Genomic DNA, 26,078 nt, shown 5'->3' on the forward strand with positions numbered 1-26,078 from the left:
TTTAATAAAAAATATATCAAATAATGGGTTGGATTAAGTCTCGCTAGCAAGAAAATGGACAATTATCAGTTAGCCATAAAAAGTTACTTCGAAAGCCGCCTTAATACTCGTATGGTTTTTATTAGAATAATATGCATGGAAATGCAATGAGTAAGTCCATGCGAAAACATCCTCCTATGAGATATAAACGCACATTTGAAATAAATTAACTTATTTGAGGAGACACTGACGTAGTCTCTCCGCTCTCGTTATGAGGTGACTTATCAACGTGCTTATTTATAGTTATAGTGAATTGGGTTCCTTTTCCTATTTCACTCTTAACATTTATATTTCCTGATAGCTTGCGGGTACAAATATTGTAAACCATATGCATACCAAGACCTGTACCACCTCGTGCTCTAAGAGTGGTGTAAAAAGGTTGGAATACTTTTTTAAGATTGTCTGGACTTATACCCACCCCATTGTCTTCAATGACGATCTCAACATGACTATTTACTGATTTAGCTGTAATTATGATGGAATTGCTTTTCTCTTGATCTCTATTTTGAAAGCCATGTAGGGCACAATTGTTAAGCAATTCTTCGATGACATATTGGAGAGACATCTTAGGCACGAACAACTCAAGGGTATCTTCACAATGAATCTCAACCGCAATATCCTGTTGTGCTAGGACATATTTCAATAACATCACTGACTCTTCAAGCAACATCCTGATATTAATATTTGCAGGCTGCTCTAAAGACATCTTTTTATCCACTTGCTTAAGCTTGTTGACCAAAGTGACAGAACGTTCAATATTGTCTGAAATCATTTTGATGCAGTCATTAGAAATGTTGAGAAAGTGGGTAAGATCTGTGGTTGTAATGGTTTGTTCGGTAAATTTTTTCTCAAGCCCTAAGAATTGCTCACGCAGTAAAGAGAGGCTGGTGACTGAAATACCTAGGGGAGTATTAAGCTCGTGGGCAACACCAACAACCATACCTGTCAGTGCAGACATTTTCTCAGCTTCCATTAACTGGTCTTGAGTGTGTTTGAAGTTTTCAATCAGAGTTTTAATGGAGTTTTCGCTAGATTGAAGCTGCTCGTTTTGAGTGGTGATCTCATCTTCTACTTCTGCAAGTAACGACCGTAAGCTAACAAGCATAGACTGCAATGATCTTGCCAAAATGTCCTTATCGCTTCTCGGGAAGACAACAACCTCATCGAGGTTTCCTTTTGCTACATGGTGTAATGCCTCAATGTTTTTTTCCAAATCCCCCATTAAGTAATTAAATGCTATGGCAACATCGCCGGCTTCGGTACCATATTCGATCGGCGCCCTTTTGGTGTAGTCCCCACTAGTACTTATCTCTTCAATGGATTTCACCGTTTCAAGCCAGCTCATTTTAACGCCATGTTCTGCCACATTTAAACCCATTTTTTCTTTGTCGAGTGACACTCTGTGCAAGTCTAAGAACTTTAGAAAAAGAAATAACACATAAGCATTTACGGCCACCCAAGCAACAATAACAATAATTCCTAATAACTGAATTCCTATATACATTGGCCAGCCACTGCTGTTGCTGTTCGCAGCATAGCCAGTAAATAGCACCCCTAATATACCGCAGAATAGGTGGACGGGAACGGCACCTACTGGATCGTCAATCTTAAGATAAATGAGTAACTTTTCGCCATAAAAAATGGTTAACGCAGCAATTGCTCCTAGCACAACGACTTGGTAAATATTGAGAACATCTGCACCAGCCGTCACGATAACTAGGCCACCGAGGATACAGTTAAGTATCAGAAAAACCGGGATATGGGGTTTATGCTGAAGAAATAGTAGTGCAAAAAATCCAGAAGTCACTCCTCCCAGTAGGGTATTGAGTAACACTTTGGGGACATCGTTGTTGAATTCGTAAAAGCTTCCTCCGTTAAACCCTAGCCAGCCAAACACCATCATAAAGACACCTATAGTGACAAGTGTATGGTTATAGGATGGAATTTCAATGGTTTCACTTATCTCCGAAAATCTATCGTGCCGAGGGCCAATCAATATGGTACCAATTAGACCAAAGAGCCCCCCTACGATATGTACGGCCGCTCCACCAGCAAAATCGTGAAAACCTAACAAAGCGAGCCAAGAGTTAGGGTTCCATGCCCAATAACTTACCACGGGATAAGTCAAAATACCGATAAATGCTGAAGCATATAGATAACCACGAAAGCTCATTCTTTCAGCTACACAACCAGACACAATGGTCGCAGCGGTGGTGACGAACATAATACTAAACATCGCCATACCATAGTATTCCGCTGTTAACGGAAAAGTGTCAAACGAGAAAAACGAGCTGCCGTTGGCAAGGTGGAACCCCAAAAATAGATATACAAAAGATACTACAACAAAGTCAGCCAAGTTTTTCATGGCGACATTAACGGAATTTTTTGCTCGGACGCTGCCTGTTTCAACCAGTGTGAATCCCACCTGCATAAAAAAAGCAATGCAGGTGCAGACAATTAACCAGATTAGAGAAGGCTCATCGCCATTCATAACAAGGATAGCCCCTATTTTGCTGTCCATAAAACGTCACCGAGCGCTAGCTTTACTAGCTGTATAAATTTGGGCTAGTAAATAAATTTCGAAATTTCGAAATTTAGTTGCTCTGACTGAGAAGATAAATTCTTAAGAACGCTGTCCACATCAATCACTTGTTGAGAGACTTCAGACGACGAATCCGCAATAGAAGTAATACTGCTGCTAATATCATTTGTTACGGCTTGCTGTTCTTCTGTTGCCGCTGCTATCTGGATATTCATTTCATTTAAATCATTCAGCATATCAACTATTTGCTCAAGCATTTTGGAATTGGCATCACATGTTTCAACGCCCGCTGAGACTGATTTATCGGCTGAACCTATGCATGATGAAACGCTGTCGGTTTCTCTTTGTAGTGACTCGATTTTCTCTCTAATTTCTTCTGTGGATGTTTGCGTTCTTCCTGCTAACGAGCGTACTTCATCTGCAACGACAGCGAACCCTCTCCCTTGCTCACCTGCACGGGCCGCTTCGATGGCGGCGTTGAGTGCAAGTAGGTTGGTTTGCTCTGCTATTCCTTGAATAACATCCAGCACTTCGGCAATCGACTTGCTTTCAGTGTGGAGTCGACCGATTGCTTCAACGGCTGTTTGCATTTCTGTATTAAGACGCAAAATCTCTGTACCCAAATTTTGTCCGACATTTGAAGCTTTGTTACCTGTTTTATTGCCGTCTTTGACAAATTCAGCTGCTCTTGCTGCAAAACTGGCTACCTCGCTAATCGAGGCACTCATTTGGTTAACGGCAGTGGCTACAGATTCAGCTCTTTGACTTTGCTCCTCAACTGTTATCCTTGTCGTATTCATACTATCCGACATGTTTTTTGTATTCACATTGAGGCTATCTGAGGTTTGAGCAAACGTAACAATAATGCTTTGTAGCTGTGAAAACAGCTCGTTTAGGGCCTTCGCAAGATCGCCCATTTCATCTTTGCCTTCAGCGTTTAGTCTTGCGGTTAGATCATTGTTTTTACTGATCAGTTGAATTTTCTCACTCGCGGCTTTAATGGGTTTTGCAATACCGTTACCGACAAAAAAGGAGATGATAATTGCACACATTGTACCGATGGCGATCATAATTGTGACCGTTATGACATTAGATCGCATCAGCGTAGTTAAATCCTCTAACGCTTCACTTTTATCGATTTCTGTTACGATTGCCCATTTTAATCCTGCGGCATCAATGGGTGAGTAGGTCGATAACACTTCAACCCCACGGTAGTCTTTGATAAGATCTGAACCACTGTCTCCTTTCAAAGCCGCTTTGACACTGTCTGTGGCCACAGCTTGCTGGCCGATAGCGGATGATTTGCCTTTTATTTGTTCGATAGTTTCGGCTGAAATATTTACATTTTTCAGAGTTTCAAAGTACTCCTTGGGAGATTCCAACAAAAATCTAGACTCGCTTCGTAGTATCATGTCAGGTCCAGCAAGATAACTCTCCCCAGAGACTCCGAGTCCCGCATTACTCCAATTTCCTTCAAAAGTCATGATGCCATTTATTTTATCGATGGGCATTTGGAATATGATCACACCTTCATTTTTTCCATCGATAACAATAGGACTTGCCATGAATGAAGCTGGTGCTTCATAGGAAGGGAAATAAGGTGCAAAATCTTCAAGATAATATTGTGACTCACTTTGATTTTTAGCTTGTTTATAGGCTTTTGCTAATCCAGTACTTGAATAAGGGCCTGATATTAAGTTGGTTGCGTAGTCGAGTTCCTTGAATACGGAGTAAACCACATTACCATTTACATCAACCAAGAAAATATCGTAATAACCAAATTCTTGTAAAAAGCGTCTGAGGCTAGGGTGATGTATCTTATGTACTCTGTCATATTGGGTGTCTAGTGAGTCTGCGTTTAATAAGTGTTTTTCTCCGAGAGGGTTTTGGTTAGCACCTATATACCTTGCTTGTAACGCAGTTGCTGTTGGTGAAAGTGCTTTAAGCTTCCCTAACTCGTTTGCTGGGTTTCCACCATTTGATGCTTTGTAGTTAGATGCAAAGCTGGATGTGTAATACCGCTTTAATTTCTCTATGTCTTTAGCGTGAACTTGCTCTATAGGGTATTGTGAAAAGGCTGAAGAAAACTCTAGCATGGCCTGTTGAGTACCATATGAACTGGCCATTGAAGTTAACTGACCTTTTATGGTCATAAAGTAGTTTTCGATTTCATTTTTTTTAATTTCTCTTACGGAGGTAAGTTGGTTTAAGGAACGTTTATATAGTGCTTCCTCTGCCAGTGATGCTGATTCCCAACCAATAAATACTCCAGCTGAGGTGATGGCTAAACTACACATCAGTGCAGAAGCTATGACTATTTTTGTGGCAATTTTCATTTTGGTCGATCCTTGCTCCGCTATTTTCTTTCTGCCGAGTGCACCTAGAATGCATCGAACTGCATTAATAACAGTAGTGTCATTAGTGGTGTTTTTGCAAATACGTTTTGCCTATAGCGTGTCGTGGAGAAGTGGCTCCAAATTTTCGGATATGATTTTAAGTGATTGTTCTGCTCTAATCAGAAACCTTGACTGAGGAAAATTCCCTTGGGCATCCACGGGTAAAACCATGGTTTTCTGTATCTACAGCGACTTCCAAAACAAGTCCCATGGTAAGACAGGTCTCTATATACGAGAAACTCATGAGGCCAAGTGGTTTGAAAAACAGTAAATAAGGAATAGAAGAACGACAGTTAAGACACTCTGGGATGAGCGATTCAAATAGCAAGATAACTTGAAGACTACGATCATGCTATCTTTTGTTCAGAATGTGTTTTAGGGACAGCCTACCTCAGTAGTTGTTACCATTCAGTCAGGCTTTTCCTATAGCTCTATTCATGCTAGATGCCCCCTTAATTTTCAACAACTAGCATGAGCAGACGAACCTATAATGAAAAATAAAGATAACATTAATTCAAAATTATTGTTTAGCTTTACTATGAGTCTATCCTTTCCGAGATATTCAGCGCATCCTCTATCTCGACCCCCAAATACCGAATTGTATTATCCAGTTTCACATGTCCCAGTAATAGTTGAACAGCCCTAATGTTTTTGGTCCGAGCATAAATTAACGTCGCCTTTGTTCGACGCATTGAGTGCGTACCATAAAGATAAGGATCGTAGCCAAGTTCAGCTGCCCAACGGTGAATAATGGTGGCATAGTAACTATAGTTTATAGGTTTCCCTTGTTTGCGAGGGCTTGGGAAAAGATAGTCTGGCGCAGAAAGTTGACTGTGTATCAACCAATGACTCAAGGACTGTGCTGTACGGGAAGTGATTTCAAACTGTACCTTTCGGCCAGTTTTGCTTTGGCTGTAAAGCACACGATTTTGAATGACGCCGCCAGAAGAGATATCTCTTACTTTCATCCTGAGCAAGTCGCAAGAGCGTAACTTACAATCGATCGCTAGGTTGAGCAACGCTAGCTCCATGATGTTACCTTCGATTTCGATCCTAGTACGAATCCGCCAGATATCCTCAAGCTTAAAGGGCTTTTTCTGCCCAGTTAGGTGACCTTTCTTCGTCCACATAGTTGACCTCCAATATAATTTGAGAAGTGGCCCTATGAATTTTAGTTAGAGTTTAGAAACGATATATTGAATACTTATGCGGTTTAGAGACAAAAAGGGTTAGCTGTTTGAATGAGTTAGAGTATTTGATCTAGCCAACTTTGGGGCAAATCTTAGTTAGCTCATAAAATAATGGTATACAAACTAAACATTACAAGTGTAGCGTTACGCATCACGCCGGGCTTTCATAAGTCAGATTGTTTAGTAATCCGAACCTTGGTGGTGGTGACTTATGTAACCGAAAAATTTTTATTTCACGAGGGTCACCCTCGTTTGACCTGCAAATCATGTACAAAGAACCTATTTGGCAGAACATTACGTATTATTTTCTTACAAAGTCCGGGCTAAAATAGATCACAAATATAAAACCACACGCTTAATGAGGAAATAACAATCATGTAGCCTATGCGCAACTAAATACATAAAGAGAAAATCATGGACGTAAAAATCCTCCGCGAGCTATTAGATAACGAATACCATGTTCTAGAGTTAGCCAATAAAAAAAGCCTAGATGGTCTAGTTACATTAAAAGTAGTGAAAAAGTTAATTGAAAATACTGGTAGGCCTGAACTAATCGACGATCACCTCCACAATCACATTGAACATGTAATCAACGAACTTTACGAAGAAGAAAAGATCACAAAAACTAAATGGCGAGACAGAATGATTAATCTCGCAAAACATGTTTCTGAATGGTCTAAGGATAAATCAAAAGTAGGTGCTGTATTGGTTTCTAAAAAGGGGGGAGATATAACCCTTGGTTACAATGGTTTCCCGTTCGGTGTCAAAGATGATGAACGGTATGACGAGAAGAAAACAAAGCTGAACATCATCGTACATGCAGAAGTAAATGCTATTGTAGCTGCTGGTTCGAGAGCTGCTGATGGTCATCTATATGTTGTTGGGAAACCAATATGTGCAAGATGTGCTGGGCCAATTATCCAATCTGGAATTAAACGAATTTTTGCTGAAGAACCACTATCAGAACTTGAAGCGCCGAAAGTTGAAGAAGGCCATACTGATTGGCATGAAATAGGTCGGCTTGCTATTACAATGCTCCGTGAAGCAGGTGTAGAATGTATTTTCTATAAAGAGCTGAATGACGGTAGTTAGCAATACAGCGATTTCTCAGTTAGTTCAGATTAAACTAGTGAGTAACTAAACTCCACCCCACCAAACGAACGGCTGTCTCCCCTCCTAAAGAGATAGCCTTTTTCAACAAGCCCTTTTAACAGAGTACTCGTGAAGCGTGACGACAAATCACATCGCCCAGCAATTTGTGATGCTGTCACGCTTTCTCCTGCTTTGATCGCATCGAGCACTTTAAGCTGAGTTTTGGTTGGCTTCACGCGCACCACCTGGTGAGGACAATTGCGCGCAGCAGTTATAAGAGCCTCGTTTATCGGTGTATTTTGGCATAAAAACGACATAACAGGATTACCCCCTGTAATTAAGAATTGAAATTGAGTTTAACTATTGATCTGAATGATCAATTTAGAATGAAATGTTTATCGAAAACCAGACCTAGAGCAGCTTCGCCAGCAATTTTTAGCAATGAATAGTGGTTAAGCGCGACAGCTTTTGCAACTCCACCTAGCAGTATATCTAAGCTTGGCTCAGCTTCTTTCAGAAACATTTTGTTAATATTAAACCAAGCACATATCAATTCTAGGTATTAACACCATGAATATAAGCTGTTAGTTTTATATTCCCTTTCAAGTAATCTATTTGAAAGGGAAATAAATGGGAAAAAGTATTTCCCTATTAATTACAAAAATAATAACTAACAGGCTTCAAACTATGACTATAAAAACAAGCTTAACAACCCTAGCTCTTCTTGCTGCATTTAACGCTCATTCGTATCAACACTATGCAGTATTTGAAGATTATGCTGACCTAGGATCTGTTCAAGCGAATACATCTCGTATCACTCAAATCTCAAAAACTGATAATAACCAAACTACCATTGCGGCCTCCTATCTTTATAATGATTTGGGCCAAGTAACACAGCGTGATTACGCTGACAGTACCCTTAATTACGCCTACAACAGCGACGGCTTGTTAGCTTCAGCTCGTGCCTTAATGAAACACGGTGAAATTAATAGCTACATTAGGCATACCAAAGAAAACTTTATTTCTTTATATAACTACAATGAACAAGGGCAGGTTACTTTAGAAACCAAGCAAATTTTTCACCAAGAGGCTGCCGATCTAAACGGCACACCAATAGCGACCTATAGTATCCAATATGTCTATGAGAACAATAAACTCACCCAACGCGTACAGACGCCACAGTCGGGTGAAGATATGTCTGTCAAAAACTTCAACTACACCTATCATAGCGACGGAAAGTTACAACAAATACAAGAGATAAAACTATCAACTCCGACAGAAACAAGTACCCTATCGTTCCAATACTACCCCAATGGTGAAATTCAAACAGCAACCCAAAACCTTTTTGCTCAGGGAAGTAAAACCATAGAAATGACATATCTTGACGACGCTTCTATATACGGCCCTTACTACTCAGATCCTGTTAAAGAATGGAAAGTTGATATGGATTTCTTTGGCCTTACCTTTAAACCTATTGAAACTCTCAAGCAAACTGTCGGCGGTGTTGAGACCACTTACAGCTATCAATATCAAAATGACGATAATGATAACTTAGCAGATAGTTTACAGCTGACTATTTCATCGCCTTATTTCAGCAAACAAATTAGCTATGAAATGACAAATCAATAAAACCGTTAAGGCGAGTTTATACTCGCCTTTTTTACTTTTCAGAAAAAAAGCTACGGTCCCACCTTTCGCCATACACATCATATCTTTAAGCCTTTTGAAACATTTTCTTAATATTAAATTAAGCTCATAAATACAATATGATTAACAATTGCAAGCATAACTGATAGTTTCATATCTCCTTCCAATTCATCAATTGGAAAGGAATATTTTGATGGATAATTATTCCTTCAACGATAACAAAAACTATAACTAACAGGCTTTACATATGAATATAAAAACAAGTTTTGCAGCCCTAGCGATTTTTACTGCATTTAGTACTAATGCATACCAACACTACTCAGTCTTTGAAGACTATGTTGACTTGAACACAGTTCAAGCCAATACATCTCGCCTCACGCAAATTTTCAAAACCGATAATAACCAAACTACCATTGCTTCTTCATATTCATACGATGGTTTAGGTCGAGTCACACAACGTGATTACGCCGATAGTACTTTCGATTACATCTACAATAGTGACGGCTGGCTAGAGTCGGCTAAAGCGCTAATGAAACAAGGCGAAATTAATAGCTACGTCAGACATACCAAACAAAACTTTATTTCTTTGTATACATACAACGAGCAAGGTCAGGTCACTTTAGAAACGAAGAAAGTTTTTCACCAAGATGCAGCCGATCTAAACGGCACACCTATCGCAACCTATAGTATTGAATATGTCTATAACGAGAACAATAAACTCACCCAACGCATACAAACACCACTATCGGGTGATGACATGTCGGTCACAAATTTTCATTACACTTATCATGACGACGGAAAGCTGAGAAAGATTCGTGAAGTAAAAATGTCATCACCTAGAGAGAAAAGCACGTTATTACTTCGGTATCATCCAAATGGTGAAATAAAAAAAGTAACTCAGAAGATTTTCTCTCAAGGGAAAAAGACCATAGAAATGACCTACCTTGATGATGCTTCAATATATGGCGTTTACTATGTTGACCCTGTTAAGGAGTGGAAAGTTGATATGGACTTCTTCGGCCTTGCATTTAAGCCAATTAAAACATTGAAGCAAACTGTCGACAATATTGAAACAACTTACACGTATCAATATCAAAATAACGACAATGATAACTTGCCGGATAGTTTGGAACTTAATGTCTCCATTCCCCAGTTAAAAGTCAATAAACAAGTCCGCTACGAAATGAAAAATCAATAAATTTAAGTTACTGAGGCGAGTCACTACTCGCCTCAGTATATTTGAGTTTGCAACCCAATCTATCCCTCAAAAAACACCATACAACTATAAAAGTTGCAAAACCATGCATTAAAAAATGCAATCAGTTGCATTCATGACCAATATCAATACAATACCCATGTTTTTTGCATTGATATTAAAGGGAAGTAGTGAAATTATTTAATTTGATATTAAGTGTGAGTTTCTCTGTCATATTATCGAGTCATACACTCGCGGATGAGTCAAATGTGTTCTGTTCTAAACCTGATGGAAGTCATTGGGATTGGCTAGAAAATGATAATGAAGAGCAGGTCGTCATTGATGGTTCATGGGTAGAAAGAGAAGAGTATCGTGGGGACTATTTTCTGGTTATAAGGTCTAGTTATCTTGACGTTAATCAACAATGCAAAACCGAATTTGGCAGTCAATATCTTGCTCAACCAGCTAAAAACTCTTTGAGTTCATGGTATAAGTTTATGCTTTATGATGAGGAGACCAATACTTATTCTATTGCTGCTGGGTATATCCCTCCGACAAATAGCATGCCTAGAATAAGTGATATAAATTTAAAGCTAGATATTCAACCCTTACAAAATAGCTTAGATAAGCTAAGCCGCCTTAATGGCTATAGCTACTCTTGGCGTCCAGATAGCATCCAAGGCCACTTAGCTGGCCAATACGAATACGGTATTATAGCACAAGAAGTACAATCTGAGTTACCGGAGCTAGTTGAACAATATGACCCATACACTCTGAGAGTTGATTATATCGGCTTTATTCCCGTACTACTAGAATCTATCAAAGAACTAAAAACAAGGGTTGAAACACTAGAATCACAGCAATAACTATAGAGTGGTCCATTGTGGCAAATACAGCAATGGACCATAGAGTCCTAAAAATTTTTATTACTTTAATCCAATATCAGGAACTCTTAAGATTCGAATACCGTATACAATCAAAGTGACATACCTAAGTACCTAAAACTCACCCCAAGAAAGCATCTATTACAATTTGCACTGTTGTTTCAAAGCTGTAGTATTGATTACTAACCAATTGCCAAAGAAAAAAATAGGCCATAGCATGATACGACACATTCTCCTTATTCAATTTAAAGATGATGCTACTCCACCACAGGTAGAAGAATTAAAACAATCTTTTTTATCCATGCCCAATATTATTGATGGCGTGGAGTACGTCGAATGGGGCTTAAATGATAGCTCTGAAGGCAAGAATAAACACTATACGCATTGCGTAATGATGACATTTTCTGATGAAGCTGGTCGTCAACGCTACTTGCCTCACCCCGCACATGATGTATTAAAGAATATCTTCAGACCGATCCTTGAAGATATTATCGTCTTTGATTACACCGTTTAGTTTTATGAATATTCTGTCATCACTACCTAACGATTTAACCAACGAAGTCTTTGATACTCTGATTTGTAGGCATCAATTTCGCCTAGAACGTATTGTCTCTAAAGGTCAATGCTCCGAACCAGACTTTTGGTACGATCAGGATGAACATGAATGGGTTGTAGTATTAACGGGTCATGCAAAAATCCAATACCAGACTGGGGAAGAAATCGAGCTAAAAGCAGGTGATAACCTTAATATTCCGGCCCATACTAAACACAGAGTAACTTATACCACACCCAGTGTGGAAACTATTTGGTTGGCACTGTTTTATAAGGATTGAAGATGATTTCCTGTAGCGAATACGATTATATAGAAATAGCCTGTCTTTACCAAATTCCTATTCGCTTAGTCACTGAGTCCGCTCAAGTCTTTGAAGGAAAAGCTAAAACAACCAACTATGACGATCATCGCAGAGAGTGCATTGTCATCGAAACGCTATGTGGTGATATACAAATACCAACTGAAACTCTAGTGTCAATGACGGCCCTGATCAATAACCCTCACTTTAGAGAAATTGTCTTTCAGCAATTAAGCTAAAAACTACCCTTAAAAATAATATTACTACATTGGGTATTACTTCATATATTACTCACCAATTAACGATAACATACAATCTCCTGATGCTAATTAACGCTAGATTGTTAAAAACCTTTAAAAAGGGAAATAAATAATCCTAGATTTACCCTTTTCTTGACTCAAAAATTTTGAAAACATACCCACCTGTTAATAGCTAGGCTGTGTTGACCTTTCACAAACTAAACAAAAACCAAACAGAAAGGTCAGCACCCTCTCCCCCGCCAAATTTAAAGAAGCGATAATGAAAAGATTATTAGACTGCAGTGCCTCTGACTTTAACAATATGACCAAGTCGGACTTGATACATGCGATAAAAGCAAGTGAAGGTCGAGTGCTACTGAGTGAAACGATTTCTAAAGTACAACCTATGTTAATGGGCATAACCAATGCTGAATTGGCTGCTTCACAAGGAGCAGATTTACTCCTGCTCAATATGTTTGACGTCAACAACCCAGATGTAATAGGCCTACCAAAAGGGACTCATCCTAAAAGTGTTATTGCTACATTGAAACAGCTGACAGGACGCCCAGTTGGTGTCAACTTAGAAGCTGTCGATCCTGAATTTGCCCAGAAACATAATGAACTGTGGGCAATGTGCTCAGGAAGAGCAGCAACCGCCGATAATGTAAATACATTAATCAATATGGAATGCGATTTTATCGTTCTTACTGGTAATCCGAGTAATGGGGTCTCTAATCGAGCCATTACCGAATCACTCAAGCAGATTAGGGCACAGCTGAAGAACGATATATTGATCATTGCAGGAAAAATGCATGGAGCTGGCGTCATTTCAGAAGGTAGTAAAACACTCGTTACCAGCCTAGACATATCACAGTTTGCTAGCTGCGGTGCAGATGTAGTTTTATTGCCTGCACCAGGAACCGTACCAGGCATGTCTGAGTCTTATGTATCATCATTAATAGAGAAAGCCCACAGCCACAATGTCCTCGCTATGACAACGATAGGAACGTCTCAAGAAGGCGCTGACAGTGAAACCATTAGGCGCATTGCCTTGATGAGTAAAATGGCAGGAGCTGACTTACATCATATTGGCGACACAGGTTATACCGGAATCGCACTCCCAGAAAATATACGTAACTACAGTATCGCAATTCGAGGTGTGCGCCACACCTATTCTCGCATGGCTCGCTCGATATTACGATAAAATCTAATAATAGCGGAAACAAACATGTTGATTAATGTCCCCCTTTTCCCCGCATCAGAGAACTCTATTCCATCAACGACAACAAATCGTCAGAAAACAATATCTGATTCTCTTCGCCAAACAGCTCAAATTGAAAATGCGAAATGCCTTATCGTGGGTTATTCACCAACCGGAGGTGGACACACAGGTAGAACACTTAATATCGTTAAGATGGCATTAGAAAAAAACAAACTTCCCCATGGGAGCAGTGTCATTTTTCATGTTCCACCCGCTTGGCCTGACACCAACAAAGGTAAAAGTGCATTTGGAAAGCCACTATCAGACTTATGTCGATTACTGTCAGCAAACAAAGTCAATGTTATACTGACGCAATCTGATAAACCTATTTACGGCTACCTTACAAAGAGTGGCGGCTCAGATGATACTAACATTATGCGTCGTCTCGCATCATATCCTCAAAGAGAAGTTAGCAACAAAACGCTAGCAGATGCGAAGCTATTCCACCCAAATAATAGCGACGTATCCTATCAATCACTACCAACCATTACAGCAAAAAATATTTTCTCTTATATTGTAGGTGAAAAGTCTAAAAGATTGATAGCAGAAGAAAAAATCTACGTCTTAACTGACATGGCTCCAGATCTACAAAAAGCGGCGGGGAAGCACAATATTATGTCAACCCATAGAGTGGACCAGCAAAATCACGCCATTATGCTCCAGCCAAACGATCAACATGATCATAACCCTAAAAATGCATTACTTACTAAGGTTTTAGGAGGTACTGGAGAGCAAATATCTCACATTGGCCTTGGAGAAAAAAACACACTTCAGGATGTAGCTAAATCGTTAGCTAAGCTCAAAATCACTCAACAAAATAGCCTTGATGAAGCAAGGCAAGCAGTATACAAAGTCGCTCTAAATCATGCTCAAACACCTATCGAAATAACTAGCCCTATTGAATTCACAGGCGTAATTACTGCCGACAAATCGGTTAATCATACTCAAATCAAAAGAATGACCTATGTCTACGCACATAAAAAAAACGATATCATTATTCAATATATTATTGATGGTATAAACCACGGCAAGCCCGGGTTTAAAGATCATCTCTTTATGATCTGTGGGGCAAATGCGCTCCCAAAATACAATGCGCTTCACTTAAGCTACATCGCTGATGCTGATGGAATCACAACGGCTGGAGCCGGCACTACTGGCGAATCGGTGTATTTACATAATACCGGTAGTTCAACCTCCAACCTCTTAGTTTTACCAATTGAAGAACACAATGAGCAAGAAGCCAACGCTTTATATCTACAGAAGCATTCGATTATGGCTAAGTACATAACATCAGGGCTAAATAAAAATTTACCCAACACACTAGATAATTTTTTTAAACGCCCTTTAGCCACAAGTGCACGAAATATGCGTTCACTATTTTCAGCAGTCCAGAATGAAGAGACTTACGTAAAACAAGCTTGTGATACTTTATTTGGTGATGCTTCACCAAGTGAACAATCGCGTAAGTTTGCTCTTCGGGAGCAAGGTATGCGACGTAATCATCACCTGACTGTTCATCGAAGATTCTTTAAACTTGTTGGTCAGCTGGATGACAATATAGGAAGAGAAGTACCTCAAGGTATTAAGCTAACTACAAGCCATCAGGCGATTTCACAACAAGAAGCTCTGGATAAACTAATGGACACAACATCACTCGCGCTTTTTTTAGAAACGGATCAGAATACAGCTCAGTCACTACCTATGTTAGAAAAAATACGGGCTATTTTTCAAAAAAATATAAATGCTGAAGAAAGAGCTAAAGTAACTGAAAAATTGTATCAATCACCCTATACAGGATTTTAGTCCTTAATAAAAAAGCCCGCTATATTTTCACTAGCGGGCTGTTAAATTAATATGCTAATTGAGCTTAAGTAACTATTAGTGTTACTTCGGGCTGTATGGTAGAGATGAATGATGTAGATTTATTCTCACATTTCCTGCATCGTCTTTGATATAACCAAAGGTATATTCTACTTTCACTTCTTGGCCATCAGTTCTAGTGAAGAAATAATTTCCCATCGCCATCGCCATATCTGAATTCTTGTCAGTAATAACGCCTTCATTTTCCCAACGAACATTGGTATATGGAGCTAAAGCAAAACCGTTATCTTCAGCAATTTCTCCACCAACAAAGTAAGAAAGCGCTTCTGATTTTGAATGCCTAAATTGATCTTCTACCGCCAATGTAGGCTTGAAAAGCACTGTGCCTAAGTCATAAGCATAAAACTTATTAATGTGTTTAGTCGCAGCACTGCGAGCATCTTTTGCTTTACCAATTGCAATGATGCCTTCACCCCAACCCTTTTGGGCTGCTTCCACTTCTTCAGGAGTAATTGGCGAAGCATAAACATTAAGTGCTAAAAGTGATGCAATTAGAGATGAAGCAATATAGGTTTTTCTCATAGATAGTTTCCTCGTCAGCAAGATAGCGTATACCTTTCTAACTTACTCGAAATGATTTGTCTATCAATTTTCTAACTATTATGAATAACAAACGGTAAAAAACATTCTTGGTGATAATATTTGATCCACTTCTTTATGTCTGCTAGCGTAACTAAAAGCCAAGCATATAATTGCGCACAAGCTATTGAATATTAATGGCATTACAAGAAGTAATACCTTATTGCCACTTTGAACGTATTTTTAAGGAGCTTTATGCGTTTCTCCCTCATTACATTGGCTGTATCAGCGACATTGATCTCTGGCTGCAGCAACCAAGGAATTCAAACCGTGACTCAACCTTCTCAAGTCGAGCTAACTGCTCAACAAACTCAAGCGCCTGTGGCGAAGAAAGTTCCCCATGTTCTAGAAAGCCATGGTGAAACTCGTATCGATAACTATTATTGGATGCGTGATGATAAACGGAAAGACACAAAAATTTTGCAGCACCTTGAACAAGAGAATCAATATGCTGATACTGTTTTAAAACACACGGAAAGATTACAAGAGCAGCTTTTTGAGGAGATAAAAGGTCGCATTGCTAAAGACGACAATTCGGTGCCAGTTAAAGAAGGTAACTACTTTTATTCTAGTCAGGTGTTGGGGGATAATGAGTACGCAATATATCGACGTGCCAAAGACTTTGCAGGCACAAACTCCGAGCTATTAATAGATGCTAACGAACTAGCAAAAGAGCACGAATTTTTTAATATCGGGGGACTTTACGTTAGCCCAAATGAGTCACTTTTGGCCTATGGAGAAGATACTTTAAGTCGGCGAGTCTATACCATTCGTGTCAAAGATTTAGACACCGGTACCTACTTAGCTGATAAAGTGGAAGGAGCTGAGAGTGATATTGCTTGGCAAAACGACAATAAAGCGTTTTATTACATCAAGAAAGATCCACAAACTCTGCTAGGTTTTCAAGTCTATCACCACATTCTAGGCACACCACAAAGTAGCGACACCTTAATTTACGAAGAATTAGACGATGCTTATTATACCTCCCTCGGTAAGAGTAAAGACGGGGAGCAAGTCTATATTTTCCACTCAAGTACAGAAACCAGTAGCGTGTCGGTTATTGACGCTAATAATCCACAGCCTAACGCCAAAGCCTTCTACCCACGAGAAGAAGGAGTCGAATATAGCATAGCTAAACTTAATGATTGGTACTACATCTACACCAACTACCAGGCAGTGAACTTTCGTCTGATGAAAGTAGAGCAAAATAACATCCATGACCGTAGCAAATGGCAAGATGTTATCGCTGCCGACAACGACACCTTACTCGTTGATTTTACCTTATTTGAAGATCACTTAGTCTACGAACAGCGTAAAGGCGGCCTATCAACAGTCACAATCCGTCAACTATCAACAGATAAAGAGTTCCCATTAGAGTTCAACGATAGTGCTTTTTCTGCCTACTTTACCGGTAACTATGAGCTTGATAACTCAATGGTACGAGTTTATTACAGTAGCTTAACCACCCCCGGTACCTACTATGATTTTGATCTTGTAACGGGTAAGCCCGAAGTTATGAAGCAGACACCTGTACTAGGTGATTTCGATGCCAACAATTATCAATCAGAACGCATTATGGTCTCTGCTAGAGATGGCAAACAGATACCTGTGTCTTTGGTATACCGTAAGGACAAGTTCAAAAAAGATGGCACAAATCCGATATACCAATATGGCTATGGATCATATGGGCATACCATTAACCCGTCATTTAGCTCAGCGCGTCTTAGCTTATTAGATCGTGGCTTTGTGTATGCAATCGCGCATATCAGAGGCTCAGAAATGCTAGGAAGACCATGGTATGAAGACGGTAAAAAACTTACTAAGCAAAATACCTTTAATGACTTTATAGATGTAACGAAATCGCTCACCGATTCGGGTTACGGTTCAAAAGATAAGGTATTTTCTGTAGGAGGCTCAGCAGGAGGCCTGCTGATGGGTGCCGTGATAAATCAAGCGCCTGAACTATACCGAGGTGTCGCTGCTCATGTTCCATTTGTTGACGTAGTTACGACTATGCTTGACGAATCTATTCCCCTAACGACTAACGAGTATGATGAATGGGGTAACCCTGGAGAAAAGACTTACTATGAGTATATGTTGAGCTATTCGCCCTATGACAACATCAGTGCTCAAACCTATCCAAATATGTTAGTAACAACGGGATTACACGACTCTCAAGTTCAGTATTTTGAACCCATGAAGTGGGTGGCAAAGCTGCGGGAAATAAAGACGGGTAATAATGCATTACTATTTAAAACGGACATGGAAGCAGGTCACGGCGGCGCGTCTGGTCGCTTTAAGCGCTTAAAAGAAGACGCCCTTGAATATGCATTTTTCCTCGACTTATTAAATGAACAATGATTCTTCAAGTAACAAAGCCCGCTTACTGCGGGCTTTGTTACATAAACAACATTCCTGATTAACAAGCTTTACTGTCTGTACCCAACTCTAATATTACCTTTAGAATCAAACCACAAAGCTTCTTTGCGTCGGCGAGCAATCAAGATCGGGCCATCATCATAAAACAGAAAATTTTTCCAATAACGCTTAAAGATGGACCACTTGGTTTCAACAATATTATACTTTTCATAACAAAAATAGACTGTAACATCATCCTGCCAACTGAGAAATTCATCTACCCCAGGAGGTAGAGCCTCATCATCTGACTCCCAAGATACCATCCAATCTAAACTCTCCTCCCAATTGGACGTTTTCATCGGCCAGTCAGTCGAACTTAAACGATCAGCATCAGGGCTATGAGTACTAATATTTTCTTTCCAAAACTGAGAAGAACGGGCCTGAGTCATGGGTTTTATTAACTCTAGATCATGCTCTGCAACAGGCATAGAGTGATGAGTAAAAATCCATTTTCTTTGGTATTCGTCCAAAGTGAGATACGACATTCATTTTCCTCATTAGGCTTTAAGCCATCCTTGATGGCTGACATCTTCAATCATTTTTTTGGCTTGATCCCACAGTACTTGAGAGCCATCTTCAATTTTTCGGTTGACAGCCAGCGCTTGATCACAAGTCACCCCATGCTCTAACCAGCCTTGTCCACCATTGTGATAGTTCAACAGCATAGGAATAAGCCTATCGAGCGCTTTGGCAAACTTAGCATCGGCTGAATCTGCACCCTCAAATTCACACCAGAGGCTGAATAGTTCCTCTTGCTGATCACAAGGCAACATGGAAAATAGTCGCTTAGCAGCTGACAACTCCTTGTCTTTTTGAGATTCGATAGCTTGGGTATCGTAGGCAAAAGTGTCACCTGCATCTATTTCAACGATATCGTGCAGCAATAGCATTTTTACCACTCGAGTAATATCTATCGACTCATTGGCATGTTCTTCGAGCAAAATAGCCATAATGGCTACATGCCAACTATGTTCAGCACTATTTTCCAGCCGATTATCGGCACTTTTCACTCTAGCTCTTCGTAAAACCGACTTAAGTTGATCTAACTCCATGAGCAAGGACAACTGTTTTTCTATGCGACTCATCAAGCCTTCCAGTTTTCATTGACTAATGAACTCAAAATATGGTCTTCCCACACATCATCAATAAGCAAGTAGTCTGTTGCGATTCCTTCTTTTTTAAATCCAAGGCGCATCAAGGTTGCTTCACTACGATGATTACGTGGAAGATAGGCCGCCATTATTCGATGCACATTTTGTATATTAAACATATATTTAATTGCCAATCTCATCGCTCTAGTCATAGCCCCTTTACCCTGGACATTCTCTGCCAAAGAGTACCCTAGGTTACAAGCATGAAATGGGAAACGTGATACATTGCTAAAAGATACCGTTCCCATCATATTTCCTGAGTCACTATCTAAAATAATCAAATAGTATCCCAGTCCCATTCGGTGAAGCTCGTGAAGCTTAATCAGTCTTTGAGTCCAACCAGCCTCTGAGTAAAAAGCTTCTTCTCTGCGGGGCTCCCAAGGCTTAAGAAAATCTTTGTTAGCAACAAAGTAGTCAGAAATCAATTTACCATCGGTCGGCTCAGCAGTTCGTAAGATGATGTTCTCATCTTGTTCATAAACATTTTTCGACGTACTTACTCGTTCCATTAGTTCTTTCTTATTCCGTATTCACGTAACTTATTTGCAACTGAGGTATGAGAGACATTCAGTCTTTTCGCAAGCTTACGACTTGAAGGGAAAGACTGATACAAACGCTCTAAAACCTGGGACTCATAATCCTTCATAATTTCATCTAGCGACCCATCTAAATTAATTGCTGGGCCACTCGCTGTAGCGCTTTCTAATTGAGGAAGGTGGAATAAATCTACCGTTATTGTCGCTGAATCTAATTCTGTTAGCGCTCTAAGAACCATATTCTCTAGCTGACGCATGTTACCAGGCCATTGGTAATTAATGAGTTGATCAACTAGATCTTCACTAAGTTCGGGCTTTTTAACTCCCAATTGCTTGACATATTTAGACACAAATAAGTCCAGTAATGGCGCAATATCATTGGGTCGTTCACGTAACGAAGGAATGTTTAATGTCAGAACATTTAAGCGGTAGAATAAATCTTCACGAAATGACCTAGACTCAGCCAATTCACCTAAGTTATGTCGAGTAGAAGCAATCACACGCACATCTACATGAATCTCTTGCTCCGCACCGACTCTTCGAAAAGTACCATCTTGAAGTAATCTGAGCAGTTTGATTTGTAAATGTGGGCTCATCTCGCCGATTTCATCGAGAAATACTGTACCACCATCCGCTTGCTCAAATATTCCCTTGTGTCCTTGCTCATGATTAAACGAGCCAGGTGCATGACCAAATAATTCTGTCTCCGCGACATCATCTGGCATAGAAGCACAGCTCAAAACCAAAAATGGCGCCGCTGCTCTGTGTGATCGGTTATGGCAAGCCCTCGCAAGCATTTCTTTGCCAGTTCCAGTCTCTCCTTGAACCAACAACGGCTGATCTAACACACAAAGCTTTTTAGCCTGTCCCATCAATGCCTTATGTCGGTTTGAGACACCTACAAAATGTTCAAAGCCAAGATTGTTATGGGCGGGAAGAGAATCAACTAAGATTGGTTTTTCTTGGCTCGGGCGAATAATCATCACTGTACTTGCCAAAATTGATTCGTTGGATTCTGCAATAATATATACTGGCATCACTTCCATCGAATAATCTAACCCACCAATCACTACATCCTCACGATGACGCGTTACTTTACCATCTGTCCAACTCGAAAAATTGAAGTTTGGTAACAAACTAGTAATCGGATGCCCGATCATGTCTTCTTGTTCACTATTGAACAAACTCAAGGCTGCATGGTTGGCCATATCAACATGACCTTTCATATCAATCGCAAGTACCGGTTCTGGTAAGCTATTAAGCAGCGAAATAAGCTCGGTATTATGCCTCTCCATCGGCATAAACTGAATTTTACGCACATCCTTCACACCAGTGATACGTCGTATCTCGGCCATTAACTCACTGAAAGTATCAAAGTCAATATCTGGACAATTAAGATAGATAATACCCGTGGTATCAATTTCGATGCCTCGTAAATCAATATTCCTAGAAGCCAGAATATCCAGTAGCTCACGTGTAAGCCCGAGTCTGTCTTCACATATTACTTCTAATCTCACTGAGGAAATCCCTAGTCTGAGGTGTCAGGAAAAGTTGACAGTAGTTTCCCCCAAGCGAAAATCCTCGTCAAGTAAAGCAACATTACCAGCTTCACAATAGCGCTATTTGATTGTTAAAGCGGCGATCTTTTCTACGATACGCTTACGAATGGCGCCAAGTTTGACTTGCCTTTCAGAATGCCAAGTAGTCGGCCGAAGTAAAGCCATAGCTTTTAGTCCAAGTCTTGCAGTGAGTATACCAACGCCCAAGCCTTGCCCTGCTCTAGCAGATATTTTCCCAGCAAGATCCATTGACAACAGATCCACACTTGCATCGATTGCAAGCTCACTTACTCCTACTAATGCCATATTAATTAGAATTGACTTAAACAGTTTCAGTCTAGATAAATATCCAAGCTCAACACCATAGATTTCTGCCAAGCTATCAATCATTTTGAAGCTTCGCCAAGCAACCAATAGCATGTCGGCAACTGCAAGAGGGCTTATCGCTACCAGTGCCGCAGATTCTGTAGAATATTGAGTCACTATTTTAGTCGCTTCTTTATCTTGTTCGCCAACAACGATAGCATCATACATTTCAATGATTTCACTATCACTGTGCGATTCATTTAGCGCTTGTTGCCAACGTACATAACTTGGTGATGTAGGCGCAACCCTTGCCCGCTTAGCTAACGACTGGCAAAAAACTTTGCCCTCCCCGACACTATTGTTTGTGATTAAACATTCAGCTTTATCTTGTGTGCTAAGTTGTTGACGTAACCTTTTAAGTAACCATAACTCTTTACCAATCGCAATAACGCCCAACGAAGCAAGTATCGCAACAAATCCAGCCCATCCAACAGATAACCAATCGTCCATTTGAATCGAGGTATATAGACTATCTATCGATTGCCAAGCGATTAAAACGGTGAAAACACTTAACAAGCCGCCGGCAAGAAAACGTTTTCTTTTAGGAGGTTGAATTATCCTTTCGAGATTTTTTTCAATATCGACATTTGCTTCATCAACTTGCTCTTTTGCCGTGATAAATGTGTCTTTATCATCAAACTGCCGTTGTATTGTCAGTTCACTAGTATGCATTCTTGGTTTATCTTCTAACGTTTGCGTATAAATTTTCTGCGCTTTTAATTGGTTATCCTTAGAGTCATTCATTTGAGTTTATCTCCAATTAAATACTCTATTGCTTTATCCATGCGTATATGAGGTAAAGGCTCATCTTCAGATTTCGGCAAAGGTCGAAAAGAATAAAAGTTAAACTCATGATTTATCCAAAAGTCCGGCTGTGGTAGCTTTTTGGGTAATTCTCCTGGGAATATAGTGAATGTTTCTCCCTGTGTGGTTATTCCCTGAATAGCCGAAATAGTATCACTAGCTTGATTAATAAAACCGCTTTGTGTTGCTTGAATTGAAGCAATACTCATACAACTCATTTCAATATTGTCATAAGCTGCAGTTTGCCAAGCTGGATGTACCATCTGTTGGAGTAAAGATACTAAATTAGGATGCTGATCAGGGGTAACGTGATCGGCCTTAGTTGCAGCAAAAAGTATCTTGTCAATTCGAGGAGCAAATAACCTTTTGAGTATGTTACTCCTTCCATATCGAAAGCTATGCATAATTTGTTCGATGGCATGCCGCATATCGAAAAACGATTCACTGCCTGAATTAAGAGGTTGTAAACAATCAACTAATACAATTTGGCGGTCAAAGGTAGAAAAGTGGTGTTTGTAAAAAGCTTTCACTACTTTCTGCTGGTATTCTTGATAACGAGCAATCAACATCGCCAAGTTTGAGCCCTTAGGTATTTTTGCCTCTTGGTCATATTGGCAAGGAAAAAACTGCAAAACTGGTGCCCCTTCCAGCTCTCCCGGTAAAACAAAGCGACCAGGCTGTACCCAATGCAAACCTGAATTTTTACATTCATGGAGGTATTGAGTATACGCTTTTGCTGTAGCCTCAAGTGATTTTTCGTCGACTTGAGAAGCTAAAGGCAACTGATTCAGTCTATCAAGCCAATCTTGCGCCAGTTCACCACGTTGACCTTTTAGTGCTGCAAATTGAGTTTGTGACCACTGATGGAAATCCATGTTCAATAAAGGTAAGTCCAATAACCACTCACCAGGATAATCAACAATATCAAGATGCAGTACTGAAGAGTTGCCAAATAACTTCTTGATTTTCTTGGTCGGCTTGTATTTCAGTGCAAGACGAATCTCACTCACGTCACGCGTCGGCTCAGGCCATGTAGGAGGTACTGAGAATACCTGGCTCATTGCTTCATCATATCCAAAACGTGGCACCATCATATCCATCTGAGGCTCTCGCTTGGCACCAACTAAGCGACGCTCTCTCGCTGAAGTAAGTAAAGGTAAATTATCATGGGTCGATGTATGAAGTAGCTGATTAACTAGTGAGCTAATAAACGCAGTTTTTCCTGCGCGGGACAAACCTGTAACAGCAACGCGAACATGTGAATCAACACTGCGGCTAATCAATTCATTCAATTCTCGAGGAAAACTCTTCATTGAGGGTCTCTTCATTTAAACTCTCACTTATTCTAGCTACAATAACCTTAATCAAAGATGAATAACTCCTAATGTGAATAGAAGTGTCGAAGCTATTTTTGGGGTGACTATAATAAATGGCTTTAGCTCGTTTTTAATCATCCTCGATAAGTTTATAGATCACGAACAAGGCAAGTTCTAAAAGAACAAACAGAACTAAAGTTAAGCGCACGTATTTTTGATCAAATACACTCACACCATAAAAAATCATGTCATAGCCAACAAAAAACCCTATAAAAACAGCAATAATAGTTTGCAAAGTCCGAATAAATCGCGGCATAAATACTCCTGAAATCATATACCTTCAAATTAAAAAAGGTGCAGCTAAGCTACACCCTATAACCTTTGTATACCTATATTATTGACAGTGCGTACAAAGACAAGCCTTATTACGATTCCATTTCCTGAATCTTAACCTTCCAAGTGTCTGGACCAATTTGATGAACATTCGTACCATTAGAATCCACAGCAACAGTCACTGGCATGTCTTCGACTTCAAACTCATAAATCGCTTCCATACCCAGATCTTCAAATGCGACCACTTTGGCTTTTTTAACCGCTTTAGCAACCAGATAAGCAGCGCCACCAACTGCCATCAAATACACAGCTTTGTGCTTTTTAATTGACTCAACGGTAGCAGGTCCACGCTCAGCTTTACCAATCATACCCATGATGCCTACCTCTTCAAGCATCATATCGGTAAATTTATCCATACGAGTAGAAGTTGTTGGGCCCGCTGGGCCAACCGCTTCGTCTCCTACTGCATCGACAGGACCAACGTAATAGATAAACTTACCCTTAAGATCAATGCCTTTAGGTAAACCTTCACCGCTTGCGATCATTCCTTGGATACGTTTATGGGCTGCATCGCGGCCCGTCAAAATCTTACCCGATAGTAGGACCGTTTCACCTGTTTTCCATTGCTCAACATCTGCTTTGGTGACTGTGTCTAAATTAACACGACGTGTATTTGTACCGGCTTCCCAAGTGATTTTTGGCCAATCTTCCAATTTAGGGGGTATTAGCTCTGCAGGACCTGTTCCATCAAGTGTGAAATGTACATGGCGAGTCGCTGCACAATTAGGGATAAGGCAAACTGGTTTTGAGGCTGCATGAGTTGGAGCTGTGTTGATTTTAACGTCAACTACTGTCGTCAAACCACCCAAGCCTTGAGCACCGATACCAAGCTTGTTGACTCGATTAAAGATATCAAGACGAAGCTCTTCTTCTGCATTTTGCGGTCCACGATCGATAAGTTCTTGGATATCGATATGTCCCATCAAGGACTCTTTAGCTAAAACTGCCGCTTTTTCGGCAGTACCACCAATACCTATACCCAACATGCCAGGTGGGCACCAACCAGCGCCCATGGTTGGCAGGGTTTTCTCAACCCATTCAGCAATATCATCAGATGGGTTAAGCATAACCATCTTAGTCTTGTTCTCAGAGCCTCCACCTTTTGCCGCAATCTGTATTTCGACTTCATTGCCCGGAACCATAGAAATATGAACCACTGCTGGGGTGTTATCTTTGGTGTTGATTCGTTTTCCAGCAGGATCGAGCAAAATAGATGCTCTCAGTGGGTTATCAGGATTAGTGTATGCTTGTCGAACACCTTCATCGACCATCTGTTGTACCGTCATATCTGTACTATCCCATTTGACGCCCATCCCGATATTGACAAAACAGGTCACAATACCCGTATCTTGGCAAATTGGCCGGTGGCCTTCTGCAGACATGCGAGAGTTAATTAGGATCTGAGCAATGGCATCTTTGGCCGCTTGACTCTCCTCTTTGTGGTAGGCTTTTTCAAGGGCTTGAACAAAGTCTAGAGGGTGATAGTAAGAAATATATTGAAGTGCATCAGCCACACTGCTGATCACATCTTGCTTGCGAATTACCGTCATTGCATGCCTCGTTATAGTTATGCTGCCTTTTATACCGCTTTGTATAGCTAAGCTTATACTCTTGCGTATAATCACAAGTTTAGATGAGCTGAGACTATCTTGTTATTATAAACGTCATTGTAGCGGCGATAGGTCTCAATATGATACTCTTGCTTCACTTCTCTTGCTATGTAGTCAACCATCTCTTTG

Annotated in this window: 23 protein-coding genes; 10 read left to right on the forward strand and 13 right to left on the reverse strand. The window is 40.1% G+C overall.

From position 1 onward, the window contains the following. Nucleotides 1–205: 205 nt before the first annotated feature. From OCV27_RS08835 to OCV27_RS08845, 3 genes are all read right to left on the reverse strand, one after another. On the reverse strand, nucleotides 206–2,560 hold the full coding sequence (locus OCV27_RS08835; protein WP_245986649.1) for an ATP-binding protein: 2,355 nt from the start codon (nucleotides 2,558–2,560) through the stop codon (nucleotides 206–208). A gap of 44 nt (nucleotides 2,561–2,604) precedes the next feature. Next, nucleotides 2,605–4,917 carry a methyl-accepting chemotaxis protein gene (locus OCV27_RS08840; protein ID WP_125319756.1) on the reverse strand — a complete coding sequence of 771 codons (2,313 nt, stop codon included), beginning with the start codon at nucleotides 4,915–4,917 and terminating at the stop codon, nucleotides 2,605–2,607. Between the two features lie 596 nt (nucleotides 4,918–5,513). After that, nucleotides 5,514–6,107, reverse strand: a complete 594-nt coding sequence (locus OCV27_RS08845; protein WP_125319757.1) for a tyrosine-type recombinase/integrase — start codon at nucleotides 6,105–6,107, stop codon at nucleotides 5,514–5,516. 474 nt (nucleotides 6,108–6,581) lie between these two features. Between OCV27_RS08845 and OCV27_RS08850 the strand changes: the two genes are divergently transcribed. Next, on the forward strand, nucleotides 6,582–7,259 hold the full coding sequence (locus OCV27_RS08850) for a deoxycytidylate deaminase (RefSeq protein WP_221740604.1): 678 nt from the start codon (nucleotides 6,582–6,584) through the stop codon (nucleotides 7,257–7,259). 29 nt (nucleotides 7,260–7,288) lie between these two features. On the opposite strand, the gene OCV27_RS08855 is transcribed toward OCV27_RS08850, so the two are convergent. Continuing rightward, nucleotides 7,289–7,495: a MarR family transcriptional regulator gene (locus OCV27_RS08855; RefSeq protein ID WP_338156069.1), complete on the reverse strand. Its 207-nt coding sequence runs from the start codon at nucleotides 7,493–7,495 to the stop codon at nucleotides 7,289–7,291. 451 nt (nucleotides 7,496–7,946) lie between these two features. Between OCV27_RS08855 and OCV27_RS08860 the strand changes: the two genes are divergently transcribed. From OCV27_RS08860 to OCV27_RS08895, 8 genes are all read left to right on the forward strand, one after another. Then, on the forward strand, nucleotides 7,947–8,888 hold the full coding sequence (locus OCV27_RS08860) for a hypothetical protein (RefSeq protein ID WP_125319759.1): 942 nt from the start codon (nucleotides 7,947–7,949) through the stop codon (nucleotides 8,886–8,888). Between the two features lie 265 nt (nucleotides 8,889–9,153). Next, nucleotides 9,154–10,104 carry a hypothetical protein gene (locus OCV27_RS08865; RefSeq protein ID WP_125319760.1) on the forward strand — a complete coding sequence of 317 codons (951 nt, stop codon included), beginning with the start codon at nucleotides 9,154–9,156 and terminating at the stop codon, nucleotides 10,102–10,104. Between the two features lie 188 nt (nucleotides 10,105–10,292). Beyond that, nucleotides 10,293–10,967, forward strand: coding sequence for a tail fiber domain-containing protein (locus OCV27_RS08870; RefSeq protein ID WP_125319761.1), 675 nt, complete (start codon nucleotides 10,293–10,295; stop codon nucleotides 10,965–10,967). A 235-nt stretch (nucleotides 10,968–11,202) separates the two neighbouring features. Then, a complete protein-coding gene (locus OCV27_RS08875) occupies nucleotides 11,203–11,499 on the forward strand; it encodes a Dabb family protein (protein ID WP_125319762.1) in 297 nt (98 codons plus the stop codon). 4 nt (nucleotides 11,500–11,503) lie between these two features. Further along, nucleotides 11,504–11,818 (forward strand): cupin domain-containing protein, encoded by a 315-nt coding sequence (locus tag OCV27_RS08880; RefSeq protein ID WP_125319763.1) that lies wholly within the window; start codon nucleotides 11,504–11,506, stop codon nucleotides 11,816–11,818. 2 nt (nucleotides 11,819–11,820) lie between these two features. After that, the gene (locus OCV27_RS08885) at nucleotides 11,821–12,075 is read left to right on the forward strand and encodes a Rho-binding antiterminator (RefSeq protein ID WP_125319764.1); all 255 of its coding nucleotides are present in this window, start codon (nucleotides 11,821–11,823) and stop codon (nucleotides 12,073–12,075) included. 280 nt (nucleotides 12,076–12,355) lie between these two features. After that, the gene (locus OCV27_RS08890; RefSeq protein ID WP_185759727.1) at nucleotides 12,356–13,279 is read left to right on the forward strand and encodes a DUF7916 family protein; all 924 of its coding nucleotides are present in this window, start codon (nucleotides 12,356–12,358) and stop codon (nucleotides 13,277–13,279) included. A gap of 24 nt (nucleotides 13,280–13,303) precedes the next feature. Continuing rightward, nucleotides 13,304–15,139, forward strand: coding sequence for a hypothetical protein (locus OCV27_RS08895; protein WP_125319766.1), 1,836 nt, complete (start codon nucleotides 13,304–13,306; stop codon nucleotides 15,137–15,139). An 81-nt stretch (nucleotides 15,140–15,220) separates the two neighbouring features. On the opposite strand, the gene OCV27_RS08900 is transcribed toward OCV27_RS08895, so the two are convergent. Continuing rightward, nucleotides 15,221–15,739 carry a hypothetical protein gene (locus OCV27_RS08900; RefSeq protein ID WP_125319767.1) on the reverse strand — a complete coding sequence of 173 codons (519 nt, stop codon included), beginning with the start codon at nucleotides 15,737–15,739 and terminating at the stop codon, nucleotides 15,221–15,223. A 252-nt stretch (nucleotides 15,740–15,991) separates the two neighbouring features. On the opposite strand from OCV27_RS08900, the gene OCV27_RS08905 reads away from it, so the two are divergent. Then, nucleotides 15,992–18,157, forward strand: a complete 2,166-nt coding sequence (locus OCV27_RS08905; protein WP_125319768.1) for a S9 family peptidase — start codon at nucleotides 15,992–15,994, stop codon at nucleotides 18,155–18,157. A gap of 68 nt (nucleotides 18,158–18,225) precedes the next feature. Here OCV27_RS08905 and OCV27_RS08910 read toward each other — a convergent pair whose 3' ends face one another. The 8 genes from OCV27_RS08910 to OCV27_RS08945 all read right to left on the reverse strand — a co-directional run bounded on the left by OCV27_RS08910 (nucleotide 18,226) and on the right by OCV27_RS08945 (nucleotide 25,889). Continuing rightward, entirely contained in the window at nucleotides 18,226–18,699 is a 474-nt protein-coding gene (locus tag OCV27_RS08910) for a DUF2947 domain-containing protein (RefSeq protein ID WP_125319769.1), read from the reverse strand. Nucleotides 18,700–18,711: 12 nt separating this feature from the next. Beyond that, entirely contained in the window at nucleotides 18,712–19,299 is a 588-nt protein-coding gene (locus OCV27_RS08915) for an HD domain-containing protein (protein ID WP_125319770.1), read from the reverse strand. Continuing rightward, nucleotides 19,299–19,874: a ribosomal protein S5-alanine N-acetyltransferase gene (rimJ, locus tag OCV27_RS08920; RefSeq protein WP_125319771.1), complete on the reverse strand. Its 576-nt coding sequence runs from the start codon at nucleotides 19,872–19,874 to the stop codon at nucleotides 19,299–19,301. Before rimJ ends, OCV27_RS08915 begins: the two co-directional genes overlap by 1 nt. Then, the gene (tyrR, locus tag OCV27_RS08925; protein ID WP_125319772.1) at nucleotides 19,874–21,418 is read right to left on the reverse strand and encodes a transcriptional regulator TyrR; all 1,545 of its coding nucleotides are present in this window, start codon (nucleotides 21,416–21,418) and stop codon (nucleotides 19,874–19,876) included. The genes rimJ and tyrR overlap by 1 nt, the downstream gene beginning before the upstream one ends. A 102-nt stretch (nucleotides 21,419–21,520) precedes the next feature. Then, on the reverse strand, nucleotides 21,521–22,570 hold the full coding sequence (locus OCV27_RS08930; protein ID WP_125319773.1) for a YcjF family protein: 1,050 nt from the start codon (nucleotides 22,568–22,570) through the stop codon (nucleotides 21,521–21,523). Then, entirely contained in the window at nucleotides 22,567–23,943 is a 1,377-nt protein-coding gene (locus OCV27_RS08935) for a YcjX family GTP-binding protein (RefSeq protein ID WP_125319774.1), read from the reverse strand. Before OCV27_RS08935 ends, OCV27_RS08930 begins: the two co-directional genes overlap by 4 nt. 133 nt (nucleotides 23,944–24,076) lie before the next feature. Further along, nucleotides 24,077–24,262: a hypothetical protein gene (locus OCV27_RS08940; RefSeq protein ID WP_125319775.1), complete on the reverse strand. Its 186-nt coding sequence runs from the start codon at nucleotides 24,260–24,262 to the stop codon at nucleotides 24,077–24,079. 109 nt (nucleotides 24,263–24,371) lie between these two features. Next, nucleotides 24,372–25,889 carry a fumarate hydratase gene (locus OCV27_RS08945; RefSeq protein ID WP_125319776.1) on the reverse strand — a complete coding sequence of 506 codons (1,518 nt, stop codon included), beginning with the start codon at nucleotides 25,887–25,889 and terminating at the stop codon, nucleotides 24,372–24,374. Between the last annotated feature and the right edge of the window lie 189 nt (nucleotides 25,890–26,078).

The sequence above is a fragment of the Vibrio pectenicida genome (genome assembly GCA_024347015.1).
Taxonomy (GTDB): Bacteria; Pseudomonadota; Gammaproteobacteria; order Enterobacterales; family Vibrionaceae; genus Vibrio; species Vibrio pectenicida.